Source organism: Pseudomonas sp. NFACC08-1 (assembly GCF_900106735.1).
Lineage (GTDB): Bacteria > Pseudomonadota > Gammaproteobacteria > Pseudomonadales > Pseudomonadaceae > Aquipseudomonas > Aquipseudomonas fluorescens_Q.
In genome coordinates this window covers 770,557-783,629 of record NZ_FNNL01000001.1, presented here as the reverse complement: position 1 = coordinate 783,629, position 13,073 = coordinate 770,557, and the positions used below count along the sequence as shown (strand labels likewise).

Sequence of the window (13,073 nt, the reverse complement as noted above, 5' to 3'; positions counted from 1 at the left end):
GGCCGGATGTAACGCCGCCATCGCGAGCAGGCTCGCGATGACGGCAGGCGCCTCACAGCAGATTCGATGGCGTAAGCTGCTGGCCACGCCATTCGAAAGCCACTGGCGCCAGCACCTGGTCGATCTGCGATTCTTCCCACAAAGTGGCGAAGCTTTTGCCGACGCCTGGGTGAATCCGATCCGGCGCGATCAACGACAAAGGCCATAGGACGAAGGCGTTCTTGAGGATTTCCGCACGCGGCAAGATCAATCCATCGAAGTTGCCGACCTGTTCGCCATACAACAACACGTCGATATCCAGCGGCAGCCCCTTGCGGTCCGGCGCATAGCGACCGTTGTCCGCCTCGATGAACTTGAGACGACGATCCAGCTCCATCAGCGGCAGATCCGTGAAGGCCGAGACGACGAAATTGAAGAATGGCCCGCTCTTGATACCCACCGGCTGGCTCTCGAACACGGCCGAACAGCGGATGTCCACCAGGAAACCGGCCAAGGCTTCAAGACCGGCGCACAGATGGGTTTCGCGCTCGATATTGCTGCCGAGCCCGAGAAAAACCTGAGTCAGCGACATCCGCGCTCGATCTCCACACCAACGCCACTGGCCGCCGGTACGGCGCCAGGCTTGGTTAATTTCAGACGCAGCCAGGTGATCTTGAACTCATCCATGAGCTCCTGGGCCAGTCGCTCGGCAAAGGTCTCGACCAATTGGAACTGCGCCTGTTCGGCAAATGCCTGGATGCGCGACGATACGCTGGCGTAGTCGAGTGCCAGGGTCAGGTCGTCGCCCGCGGCGGCCGGACGGTTGTCCCAGGCGAAGCTCAGGTCAAGCCGCAGGCACTGTCGGATGCCTCGCTCCCAGTCGTAGGCCCCGATTACCGTGTCGACTTCCAGGCCCTCGATAAACACTCTGTCCAAGCACTCTTCTCCGCAGCACGACAAGGGCGCAATGCGCCGTTAGAATCAGGGCGTCCTCGCCCGGAATAGTTAGCATGTTTTGGTTACTGGCGATTCTCGCCTACCTGCTCGGCTCGCTGTCCTTCGCCATTTTGCTCAGCCGCCTGACCGGTCGCCCGGATCCGCGAATGAGTGGCTCAGGCAATGCCGGCGCCACCAACATGCTGCGCCTGGCCGGACGCAAACTCGCCATCCTGACCCTGCTGGGCGACCTCTGCAAAGGCCTTGTCCCGGTATTGATCGCCAGCCTCGCAGGGCTCTCGTTGCAGCAACAGGCCTGGATTGGCGTCTGCGCCGTCATCGGCCATCTATTCCCGCTGTACTTTCGCTTTCGTGGCGGCAAGGGTGTCGCCACCGCCGCCGGCATGCTGCTGGGCCTGTACCCGCCCGCCGCCCTGCTGGCTGTCTGTGCCTGGCTGCTGACGTTCTACCTGACCCGCACCAGTTCCCTGGCCGCGCTGATCGCCACGCCGCTGACCCTGCCGTTGCTGGCCTGGCAGGAACCGGCGGCCTTGCTACCGATGACCGCGCTGGTTGCGCTGATCGTCTGGCGTCACCGGGGCAATCTACGCGACCTGTTCGCCGGGCGCGAACGGCATTTTTAAATGACGCTTCACAGGGGCGCCAACTGCTCCATCGGCCAGCGCGCCTGTACGCTGATCGCCAGGCTTTCGTGCTGGCCGGCCTGCAAGCGCTGGCAACCGGCAAAGGCAATCATCGCGCCGTTATCTGTACAGAACTCCGGTCGGGCGTAGTAAACGTCGCCTTTCATGTCGCCGAGCATTTTCTCCAGCGATGTCCGCAAGGCCTTGTTCGCGCTCACGCCGCCCGCGATCACCAGGCGCTTGAGCCCGGCCTGCTTGAGGGCACGCTTGCACTTGATGGTCAAAGTCTCCACCACGGCCTGCTGGAACGCCAGCGAGATGTCGCAACGGGCTTGTTCACTGTCGTCCCCGGCGCTGACGCACTGCTGCCAGGTGTTCAGGGCGAAGGTCTTCAACCCGCTGAAACTGAAATCCAGGCCGGGACGGTCGCACATCGGCCGTGGGAACACGAAACGCCCATCGACCCCTTGCGTCGCAAGCCGGGAAATTTCCGGCCCACCGGGATAATTGAGGCCCATCATTTTTGCAGTTTTGTCGAACGCTTCGCCGGCAGCATCATCGAGCGTCTCGCCGAGCAACTCGTATTGGCCGATGCCATCGACTCGAATGAGCTGCGTATGACCGCCCGATACCAACAAAGCGACGAACGGAAATTGCGGCGGTTGCGACTCCAGCATCGGCGCCAGCAGATGACCTTCCATGTGATGCACGCCCAAGGCCGGAATCCCCCAGGCAAAGGCCAGCGCCTGGGCACAGGAGGCGCCCACCAGCAACGCGCCCACCAGGCCCGGGCCGGCGGTGTAGGCGATGCCGTCGATCTCGGTCGGCACGCAGTTGGCTTCGGCCAGGACCTGGCGGATCAAGGGCAGCATGCGCTTGACGTGATCGCGGGAGGCAAGCTCCGGCACCACCCCGCCGTAGGCACGGTGCAGGTCGATCTGGCTGAACAGCGCATCGGCCAGCAGGCCACGTTCACTGTCGTAAAGTGCGACACCGGTTTCGTCGCAGGAGGTTTCTAATCCCAGTACTAGCATGGGTTTGCGCCTTGTAGAGGCTGAATTCGAAGGCGCGCATAATAGTCGCCGCGTTGTGCCCCGACCAGCGGTTTTCGATCAGAGGCTTTGCATTCCGAGCGTTGAGGGGTTAACATCCGCAACCCTTAAAAACCGACGTCTTCAAGTGCTCTTTTGCCGCGAGGATGTTGACCCCGGTAATGAATGAAGGTAGCTCTGGATGCCAGCCGTCAAAGTAAAAGAGAACGAACCCTTCGACGTAGCTCTGCGTCGTTTCAAGCGCTCCTGCGAAAAAGCCGGTGTTCTGGCTGAAGTTCGTAGCCGCGAATTCTACGAGAAGCCGACTTCTGAGCGTAAGCGCAAGGCAGCAGCCGCTGTTAAGCGTCACGCCAAGAAAGTTCAGCGCGAACAGCGCCGCGCCGTACGTCTGTACTAATACACAGACGTCCGTAGCAAGCTTCTGCCAAGCCCGGCCTTCAAGCCGGGCTTATGGCATTTGCGGAATAACGCTTGATGCTTCACTGTCAAATGTCGCAGACGCGACATAGACAACCTGCTTCACCGCGTCAGACCTGGCTCTTTTGCCAGCGGTGCACGTCTTTCCTGACGAGCCTTCCAAGGCTACCGACGAGCACACCCTGATTCCTCTAACGACGATCAGCCCAAGGCACCTGCCTGCGTGTCCGCTTCATGAGCTATCCGAGGCCTGAACAGCCGTTACCGGACTCAGCGCAACACATTCAAACAGTCGAATACTGATAGTTATTAACGTCAGTGGATTATCGGCAGATACACTTCCCGACAGCGATGATGCAGACGACCCGGTCGAGCCACCGATTTAGCGTGCCTCAAACCCAGACCCGGTTACGCCTGCCGATTTCGGGTCCATATTTCGCGCAGTGATGATGAGAACGCCATGGCCGGGCTGATTCCCCAGAGCTTTATTGACGACCTCCTGAACCGCACCGACATCGTCGACGTGGTCAGCTCTCGCCTGCAAATGAAGAAAGCGGGCAAGAACTACACGGCCTGCTGCCCGTTCCATAAAGAAAAAACGCCTTCTTTCAGCGTCAGCCCCGACAAGCAGTTCTACTATTGCTTCGGCTGCGGCGCTGGCGGCAATGCCCTCGGCTTCATCATGGACCACGACAACCTGGACTTCCCCCAGGCCGTCGAAGAACTGGCCAAAGCCGCCGGCATGGAAATACCCCGGGAGGAAAGCGGTCGACAGCACAAGCCACGCCAACCGACCGATTCTCCGCTTTATCCACTGCTGACGGCGGCGGCGGATTTTTATCGCCAGGCCCTCAAAAACCATCCGGCACGCAAGGCTGCGGTGGATTATCTCAAGGGCCGCGGCCTGACCGGCGAAATCGCCCGGGACTTCGGCCTCGGCTTCGCCCCGCCCGGCTGGGACAACCTGTACAAGCACCTAAGCAGCGATACGCTGCAACAGCGAGCCATGATCGACGCCGGCCTGCTGATTGAAAATGCCGAAACGGGCAAGCGCTACGACCGCTTCCGCGACCGGGTCATGTTTCCGATCCGCGACACGCGCGGACGGATCATCGCCTTTGGTGGCCGGGTGCTGGGCGACGACAAGCCGAAATACCTGAACTCCCCGGAAACCCCGGTGTTCCATAAGGGCCAGGAACTCTATGGCCTGTACGAAGCACGCAAGAACAACCGCAACCTCGATGAAATCATTGTCGTCGAAGGCTACATGGACGTTATTGCCCTGGCCCAACAAGGCCTGCGCAACGCTGTGGCAACCCTGGGCACCGCCACCAGCGAAGAGCACATGAAGCGCCTGTTTCGCGTCGTGCCCAACGTGCTGTTCTGCTTCGACGGCGACCAGGCCGGTCGCAACGCCGCCTGGCGCGCCCTGGAGGCGACCTTGCCGTGCCTGCAGGACGGCCGGCGGGCACGCTTCCTGTTCCTGCCCGAGGGCGAGGACCCGGACACACTGGTGCGCTCCGAAGGCACCGATGCGTTCCGTGCGCGGATCAACCAGCACGCACAGCCGTTGGCCGACTATTTTTTCCAGCAATTGACCGAAGAAGCCGATCCACGCTCCCTCGAAGGCAAGGCCCACATGGCCACCCTCGCGGCACCGTTGATCGACAAGGTGCCAGGCGCCAACCTGCGCGCACTCATGCGCCAGCGCCTGAGCGAGATCACCGGCCTGAACAGTGAAGCGGTCAATCAACTGGTGCACAGCGCCCCCCAGGAGGCGCCACCAGCTTATGACCCGGGCATCGATTACGACGCGATGCCGGATTTCGCCGACTATCATCAACCTCAGCAGGATTACGCCCCCCAGCAGGAATGGACACCGAAAAAACCCGGCAGTGGCGGCAAGAAATGGGACAAGAAACCCTGGGACAAGAACGGCAAGCGCGGCGATCGCGACCAGCCACGTGCCCCGCGCGTGCCGGCCGCCGTCGAACCACCAACACTGGCCGCCTTGCGCACCTTGCTGCATCACCCGCAACTGGCGGAAAAAGTAGAGGACGCCGGGCACTTCGCCGCCGAGGACCACAGCAATACGCAATTGCTGGTCGCACTCCTTGAAGCCGTGCAGAAGAACCCCAAGCTAAACTCTTTCCAGTTGATTGCACGGTGGCACGGCACCGAGCAGGGGCGCCTGTTGAAGGCCCTGGCCGAGAAGGAATGGCTGATTGAGGGAGATAACCTTGAACAACAGTTTTTCGACACCATTACTAGCTTGTCCGCCCGCCAACGCGAGCGAAACCTGGAACAACTTCTGCGAAAAGCTCGCCAGAGCGAGTTGACCAGCGAAGAGAAAAACCAATTGCGCGACTTACTCAGCCGCAATGTTTGCGCATCAAACCCGACCTCAACTGGCGCGTGAGGTCACAGCTCAGGTATAATCCTCGGCTTGTTTTTTGCCCGCCAAGACCTTCAGTGGATAGGGTGTTATGTCCGGAAAAGCGCAACAGCAGTCTCGTATCAAAGAGTTGATCCTATTGGGTCGTGAGCAGGGCTACCTGACTTACGCGGAGGTCAACGACCACCTGCCGGAGGATATTTCAGATCCGGAACAGGTGGAAGACATCATCCGCATGATCAACGACATGGGGATCAACGTATTCGAGGTTGCTCCAGATAAGGATGCCCTTATGCTGGCCGACGCCGATACCGACGAGGCGGCCGCTGAAGAAGCGGCCGCAGCGTTGGCAGCGGTCGAGACCGACATTGGTCGCACCACGGACCCCGTGCGCATGTACATGCGTGAAATGGGTACGGTAGAGCTCCTCACACGTGAAGGCGAAATCGAAATCGCCAAGCGTATTGAAGAAGGCATCCGTGAAGTGATGGGCGCTATCGCGCACTTCCCTGGCACGGTTGACCATATTCTCTCCGAGTACACCCGCGTCACCACCGAAGGTGGCCGCCTGTCCGACGTCTTGAGCGGTTATATCGATCCGGACGACGGCATTGCGCCGCCTGCCGCCGAAGTGCCGCCACCGATCGACGCGAAAGCCGTCAAGGCCGACGACGACACCGATGACGACGACGCCGAAGCGAGCGACGACGAGGAAGAAGCCGAAAGCGGTCCGGATCCGATCATCGCAGCACAGCGTTTCGGCGCTGTGGCCGACCAGATGGAAATCACCCGCAAGGCGCTGAAAAAGCACGGCCGCAACAACAAGCAGGCGATTGCCGAGCTGTTGGCACTGGCCGAGCTGTTCATGCCGATCAAGCTGGTACCCAAGCAATTCGAAGGCCTGGTCGAACGTGTTCGCAGCGCCCTGGATCGCTTGCGCCAGCAAGAGCGCGCGATCATGCAGCTTTGCGTGCGTGATGCCCGCATGCCGCGTGCCGATTTCCTGCGCCAGTTCCCTGGCAACGAAGTCGACGAAAGCTGGACCGATGCGCTGGCCAAGGGCAAGAGCAAATACGCTGAAGCCATTGCTCGCTTGCAACCGGACATCGTTCGCTGCCAGCAGAAGCTCAGTGCGCTGGAGGCCGAGACTGGCCTGAGCATCGCCGAGATCAAGGACATCAACCGTCGCATGTCGATCGGCGAGGCCAAGGCCCGTCGCGCGAAGAAAGAGATGGTCGAAGCGAACTTGCGTCTGGTGATCTCCATCGCCAAGAAGTACACCAACCGCGGCCTGCAATTCCTCGACCTGATCCAGGAAGGCAACATCGGCCTGATGAAGGCGGTGGACAAGTTCGAATACCGTCGCGGCTACAAGTTCTCGACTTATGCCACCTGGTGGATCCGTCAGGCGATCACTCGCTCGATCGCCGACCAGGCCCGCACCATCCGTATCCCGGTGCACATGATCGAGACGATCAACAAGCTCAACCGTATTTCCCGGCAGATGCTGCAGGAAATGGGTCGCGAACCGACGCCGGAAGAGCTGGGCGAACGCATGGAAATGCCCGAGGACAAGATCCGCAAGGTATTGAAGATCGCCAAAGAGCCGATCTCCATGGAAACCCCGATCGGTGATGACGAAGACTCCCATCTGGGTGACTTCATCGAAGACTCCACCATGCAGTCTCCGATCGATGTCGCCACTGTCGAGAGTCTCAAGGAAGCGACTCGCGAAGTACTCTCCGGCCTCACTGCCCGTGAAGCCAAGGTACTGCGCATGCGCTTCGGCATCGACATGAATACCGACCACACCCTTGAGGAAGTCGGTAAGCAGTTCGATGTAACCCGTGAGCGGATTCGTCAGATCGAAGCCAAGGCGTTGCGCAAACTGCGCCACCCGACGCGAAGCGAGCATCTGCGCTCCTTCCTCGACGAGTGACCTTCAAAACCCCCGGCCCTGCCGGGGGTTTTGCTATGCACAGATAAAATCCCCTTCGCTACGCTCCTCAGCACCCTGTTGCCCGTCTACACTCGAATCATCCTCACCAAGCCATGACGAGACAGTGATGCCCAGACTGACGGCCGCGCTTTTGCTGTCATTGATGACCTGGACCGCAACAGCTGGCGCGTTGACGCTCACCGACGAGGAGCTCCGCTGGCTCAAGGACCACCCCGACCTGCGCCTGGGTGTCGATGCCTCATGGCCGCCGTTTGAGTTTCGTGACGACCAGGGCCGCTATCAGGGCTTGGCCGCCGACTACGTCGACATTATTCGTGAGCGGCTGGCCATCAAGCTCACACCCATCGAGCCGGTCAGTTGGACCGCCGTGCTGGAGCAGGTCGCACAGGGCAAGATAGACCTTTTGCCGGGCATCATGTCCACACCGGAGCGTCAGAACTACCTGGCATTTACCCGCCCTTACCTGGATTTCCCCATCGTCATCCTGGCCCACCGCGGTGGCGCCCAGCCGCACAACCTCAAGGAACTGTACGGGCTGAAAATAGCCGTGGTGGAGAACTATGCCCCCCATGAATTGCTGCGCAACCACCACCCCGACCTGAACCTCGTGGCGCTGCCCAACGTCAGTTCAGCCCTGCAAGCCCTGGCGATCGACGAGGTGGACGCGGTAGTGGGCGATCTGGCCTCCAGCGTCTGGAGCCTGCGTCAACTCAAGCTCGAAGGCCTTTATGTCAGCGGGGAAACGCCGTATCGCTATCAGTTGGCAATGGCCGTCCCTCGAGACAACAAGATATTGGTGGGCATCCTGGACAAGGTCATGGCGGACATGAGCCCCGCCGAAGTTGCCGAGATCCAGCAGAAGTGGGTCGGCAATGTGCACGACTACCGCCAGCTCTGGTCAGACTTGCTGCTTTACGGCCTGCCTGCGTTGCTGCTCCTGGTCGGCATACTGGCTGTGGTGATTCGCATCAACCGCCGACTCAGCTCGGAAATCGCCCGGCGGGTCGAGCTGGAACAGGAGCTGCGCAGCAGTGAATACCATTACCGTGGGCTGGTGGAGAGCCTGTCGGCCATCGCCTGGGAGGCAAGGGTCAGCGACTTCACTTACAGCTACGTTTCGCCCCACGCCGAAGACTTGCTGGGCTATCCCCTTTCCCATTGGCTGATACCGGGCTTCTGGCGCAACATCATTCATCCCGCCGACCTGATCCGTGCCCAGACCTATTGCGATCATGAAGTGCTGGCGGGTCGCGACCACTGCATCGATTATCGTGTGATCACTGCCGATGGCCGTTGCCTGTGGGTGCGCGATATTGTCAGCCTGATCGAACACGGGCACGAACCGGTGATGCGTGGGCTAATGATCGACATCAGCGAAGCCAAGCGCACCGAGGAAGCCCTGCGCCTTTCGGAGCAGAAATTTGCCTCGGTGTTCCGCCAGTGCCCGGACATCCTGGTGATTGCACGGTTGTTGGACGGTTGCCTGCTGGAGGTCAACAAGGCCTTCGAAGAGCAGATCGGCCTGAGCGCCGCCGAGGTGGTGGGACACAGCGCAACCGAACTGAATATCTGGGGCATCCAGGGCGTGGGGCCGGGCCTGTTGCAGCGCTTGCAGGCCGGTAGCATTCGCAACCTGGAAATGCCCTTCCGCCGTAGCAATGGCCAGGTGTTCACCGGGCTGATCTCCGCCGAGCCCTTCGACCTCGACACGACGCCAGCCCTGGTCGTGGTGGTGCGGGACATCAGCCAGCTCAAGGAAACCCAGCAGCAATTGCAGACATCCGAAGAGAAGTTTGCCAAGGCGTTCCACGCCTCGCCCGATGGCCTGCTGTTGTCCCGGCAAAGCGATGGCCTGCTGATCGAAGTCAACGAAGGCTTCAGTCGCATTACCGGTTTCAACAGTGCCCTGTCGGTGGACCGCTCTACCCTGGACCTGGGCATCTGGGTCAACCTCAACGAGCGAAAGCAGATGCTCGACCTGCTGAAGCGGGACGGCTTCGTCAGGGACTTCAGCTGCCACATCCGTCGCAACGACGGGCAGATCCGGCTCTGCGAAGTCTCCAGTCGCCCGCTGCCCATCGGCAACGAAAACTGCATGCTGACCATCGCCCGGGACATCACCGAACGCCATCTCATGCAGGAGAAACTGCAACAGGCCGCCACCGTGTTCGAAAGCACTGCCGAAGGCGTGCTGATCACCGATACGCAACAGCACATCAGCGCGGTAAACCGAGCCTTCACCGAAATCACCGGCTACAGCGAAACCGAAGCCTTGGGCCATACGCCCCGGTTGTTGGCTTCCGGCCTGCACGACAGCGCGTTTTACGCCGCGATGTGGCATCAGTTGACGGCCGAAGGGCACTGGCAAGGAGAGATCTCCAACCGACGCAAGAACGGCGAGCTGTACCCCAGTTGGCTGACCATCAGCGCGGTGCGCAATCGGGACCGACAGATCACCCATTTCGTCGCGGTCTTCGCCGATATCTCCAGCCTCAAACACGCCCAGGCCCGCCTCGACTACCAGGCCCACCACGACCCGCTGACAGGCCTGCCGAATCGCACGCTGTTCGAAAGCCGCTTGCTGGCAGCTCTCAATGGCCAGCAGGAAAACGGTAGCCAGGGCGCCGTGCTATTCCTGGACCTGGACCGCTTCAAGCACATCAATGACAGCCTCGGGCACCCGGTCGGCGACCTGTTGCTCAAGGGCATTGCCGTGCGCTTGCGCGAGCAGTTGCGCGACATCGACACCGTGGCGCGCTTGGGCGGCGACGAGTTCATTATCCTGCTGCCGGGCCTGCAACAGCCCAGCGATGCCGAGCACATCGCCCAAAAACTGTTGAACTGCTTTGCCGCTCCGTTCCAGGCCGGCGAGCACGAGTTCTTCATCAGTGCCAGCATCGGTACCAGCCTCTACCCGCAGGACGGCTGCGACGTCGCCACGCTGGTGAAGAATGCCGACGCGGCGATGTACCGTTCCAAGGCCAAGGGACGCAACCGGGTGGAAAGCTATACCCGCGACCTCACCGCCCAGGCCAGCGAGCGAGTGGCCTTGGAGCATGAGCTACGGCGGGCGATTGAACGCAACGAGTTGTCATTGTCCTTCCAACCCAAAATCAGCCTCGTCGACAACCACCTGGTAGGTGCCGAAGCATTGATCCGCTGGACGCATCCCACGTTTGGCGACGTGCCGCCGGAACACTTCATCCCCCTGGCGGAAGAAAACGGCATGATCCTGCAAATCGGCGACTGGGTGCTGGAGCGCGCCTGCCGGCAGTTGTGTGAATGGAATGACGCCTACGACAGCCTCGGCCCTCTTTCGGTCAATCTGGCCGGAGCCCAGCTGCGTCAACCCAATCTACTGGGGCGTATCGAACAACTGCTGCGAGAGCACCAGCTCGAACCCGGCTTATTGCAACTGGAAATTACCGAAAACTTCATCATGAGCCAGGCTGAAGAGGCCCTGACAGTGCTGCACCAGCTGAAAAAACTCGGCGTGCAATTGGCCATCGACGACTTCGGCACGGGCTATTCCTCCCTGAGCTACCTCAAGCGCCTGCCACTGGACATTCTCAAGATCGACCAATCCTTCGTCCGCGGCCTGCCCGACGACCCCCACGACGCAGCCATCGTACGGGCAATCATCGCCCTGGGCCGCAGCATGCAATTCACCATCATCGCCGAGGGCGTCGAAACCCTGGCCCAGCAGCAATTCCTGACCGAGGAAGGTTGCGAACAGATCCAGGGCTACATCGTCAGCCTGCCCCTGTGCGCCGATGAGTTCGCCGCAACCTTTCTTCGTGTGAGCGTATCGGATTTTTCGGATAGCACAGCCGAGAAACCGTCGTTATAATCCGCGGCCTACTGAGGGCCTATAGCTCAGTTGGTTAGAGCAGAGGACTCATAATCCTTTGGTCCACGGTTCGAGTCCGTGTGGGCCCACCATACAAAAAGCCGCGCATTGCGCGGCTTTTGCGTTCTTGAGCCTGTTGACTCTTGCGCCCTAGGCGAAGGTCTTCATAAATGGCTCAGCACACTGCCTGATGGCTGCGACCACATTCGGTGCCTGTTCACAAAGTTCAGTCGAGCGGGCCAGCACTTGTTCCAGTGCTTGCAACTGTTTGCGGATTACCTTCTTCTGGCCGGACAACATCACATACCCGAGCGAAGTCCAACAGGCCCTGTCGCGAGGCAAATAGCGACTTGTTGCCGACCAGATCAAGGGCCAATACATCTCTTGGAATATAGGCCGTGGTGTTGACGATGTCGTAGGCAGGCGCCAACCGCGCGTCGCGCTGGGTAGGGTCGGAATAGAGCAGCCCGAAGTTCTTCAGATGGGCGTCACCATTGCCGACGATGCAACTCAAGGCCACGATGGCAAATAAATGGGCCAGGGAGTCCTGCACTTGCTCAGACGGGCAGAACAGACGGATGGCTTTGGCAATGGCTGAATAGCTCTTGCTGTACTTTTGCCCCGCAGCAAGCCCCATCAATGCGGCCATGTCCTCGAAGCCGATGGGGTTGAGCTGCTCGTCTCGATCGAAGCGACGCATAACGAACAGCTTGGAATTATCGGAAAGGTAGAACTCCGGCACCTTGATCCCGGCCTCCCTGGCTACAGACATGCAGAGGAACTCATTGATCGCCAGCCCCGGAAGTTCGTCCCGGCCGCTCTTGATAATCAGGTCGGAGGTTTTCGAGGTAAACCGTTGCGCAGCACCATCCTGACGCTCTGGAACGAGCACCTTGGGCTGCACGCCCGATATCCCGGCACGCAGAATGTAACGATCCACCAAGTCGGCAAAAATGTCCTGCGCACCATCCCAGGCCAGGATTTCCTCCAGCCGTTCTCCAGGAAATTGTTGGCGTAGTAGAAGCGCATCGACCTCCGGTGAACTCACCTCCACCCGCCCGATAGGCGAGCTACTGCCAGACAGTGCAAGCAGCAGCATGGGGTCGACGTTCGTCACCTTGGCCAGACGGTTGCGTAGCTGCTCCAAGACGTAACCTTCGGGCAGATTCATCTGGAAGATCGGGTGCAGCTCTCGATGACGGTATTCATCCAGACGCACAGGCATCAATAAACTGATTGCCGCCTGTGCATCAGCATCTTCGCGATAACGAAACAGGTAGTCTCCAGTGCTGGAGAGGATCCTCCCACTATCACCTTCAGGTGTTGCTACCCGTAGCAAGGTCGTCATCAGTCGAACACTCCCTGGATTTCCTCAAGCGTAGGCATCGCAGCCGGTACCACGGCGAACTCACAATCCAGGGCCCCCAGGACTCGTGCATAGGCAAGCATCCCCACCGACGGGTCACCCTTTTCGATGGCAATGACCTTCTGCCGAGTGACACCTGCCAAGGTAGCGAGATTGGCCTGGGTCAGGCCGCGATTGCGGCGGCGCTTGCGAACCTGCTCGCCCAGACGCATGAGGATGAGGGAATAATCCATGTTATGTATACAAGACAAATAAGATTAAATGTAACGTATACCTAACTTCCCAAAAAATCAAAGCAGATATGCCCTCGAAGTTAACGTGCTCACCTTTCACCGGAACATCCGTCCCCCGAATCGACTTCAAAAGCTCTCCGTTGCTTGACCGCGATAGCAACTTTGGCAACTCGCCGCCCCCTTTCCTTGTTCCTCGACTCACCTGGAAGTAATACTCTGGGGAATTAACGACGGGCGAGGC

The 13,073-nt window shown here is 59.9% G+C and carries 9 protein-coding genes, 1 tRNA gene and 1 pseudogene; 6 read left to right on the top strand and 5 right to left on the bottom strand.

What is annotated here, in order from left to right; genetic code table 11:
- Positions 1–52 precede the first annotated feature (52 nt).
- Complete coding sequence (gene folK / locus BLU76_RS03615) at positions 53–571, bottom strand: 2-amino-4-hydroxy-6-hydroxymethyldihydropteridine diphosphokinase (protein ID WP_057449623.1); 519 nt, start codon at positions 569–571, stop codon at positions 53–55.
- Complete coding sequence (folB, locus tag BLU76_RS03610; protein ID WP_003206187.1) at positions 562–915, bottom strand: dihydroneopterin aldolase; 354 nt, start codon at positions 913–915, stop codon at positions 562–564. The genes folK and folB overlap by 10 nt, the downstream gene beginning before the upstream one ends.
- A 74-nt stretch (positions 916–989) precedes the next feature.
- Here folB and plsY point away from each other — a divergent pair, with 74 nt between their 5' ends.
- A complete protein-coding gene (plsY, locus tag BLU76_RS03605) occupies positions 990–1,559 on the top strand; it encodes a glycerol-3-phosphate 1-O-acyltransferase PlsY (protein ID WP_003206189.1) in 570 nt (189 codons plus the stop codon).
- Between the two features lie 8 nt (positions 1,560–1,567).
- Here the strand turns inward: plsY and tsaD are convergent, their stop codons facing one another.
- Positions 1,568–2,593 (bottom strand): tRNA (adenosine(37)-N6)-threonylcarbamoyltransferase complex transferase subunit TsaD, encoded by a 1,026-nt coding sequence (gene tsaD / locus BLU76_RS03600; protein ID WP_092146407.1) that lies wholly within the window; start codon positions 2,591–2,593, stop codon positions 1,568–1,570.
- A 199-nt stretch (positions 2,594–2,792) separates the two neighbouring features.
- On the opposite strand from tsaD, the gene rpsU reads away from it, so the two are divergent.
- The 5 genes from rpsU (at position 2,793) to BLU76_RS03575 (ending at position 11,325) form a co-directional block, all read left to right on the top strand.
- The gene (rpsU, locus tag BLU76_RS03595; protein ID WP_002551877.1) at positions 2,793–3,008 is read left to right on the top strand and encodes a 30S ribosomal protein S21; all 216 of its coding nucleotides are present in this window, start codon (positions 2,793–2,795) and stop codon (positions 3,006–3,008) included.
- Between the two features lie 480 nt (positions 3,009–3,488).
- On the top strand, positions 3,489–5,447 hold the full coding sequence (gene dnaG, locus BLU76_RS03590; protein WP_092221550.1) for a DNA primase: 1,959 nt from the start codon (positions 3,489–3,491) through the stop codon (positions 5,445–5,447).
- A gap of 67 nt (positions 5,448–5,514) precedes the next feature.
- A complete protein-coding gene (gene rpoD, locus BLU76_RS03585) occupies positions 5,515–7,362 on the top strand; it encodes an RNA polymerase sigma factor RpoD (RefSeq protein ID WP_063324103.1) in 1,848 nt (615 codons plus the stop codon).
- Positions 7,363–7,489: 127 nt separating this feature from the next.
- The gene (locus BLU76_RS03580; protein WP_092221548.1) at positions 7,490–11,233 is read left to right on the top strand and encodes a bifunctional diguanylate cyclase/phosphodiesterase; all 3,744 of its coding nucleotides are present in this window, start codon (positions 7,490–7,492) and stop codon (positions 11,231–11,233) included.
- 15 nt (positions 11,234–11,248) lie between these two features.
- Positions 11,249–11,325, top strand: a tRNA-Ile gene (locus BLU76_RS03575).
- Positions 11,326–11,383: 58 nt separating this feature from the next.
- Here BLU76_RS03575 and BLU76_RS03570 read toward each other — a convergent pair.
- Positions 11,384–12,581: pseudogene (locus BLU76_RS03570) on the bottom strand (type II toxin-antitoxin system HipA family toxin).
- Positions 12,581–12,832 carry a helix-turn-helix transcriptional regulator gene (locus BLU76_RS03565; protein WP_170845954.1) on the bottom strand — a complete coding sequence of 84 codons (252 nt, stop codon included), beginning with the start codon at positions 12,830–12,832 and terminating at the stop codon, positions 12,581–12,583. Before BLU76_RS03565 ends, BLU76_RS03570 begins: the two are co-directional and overlap by 1 nt.
- Positions 12,833–13,073 lie beyond the last annotated feature (241 nt).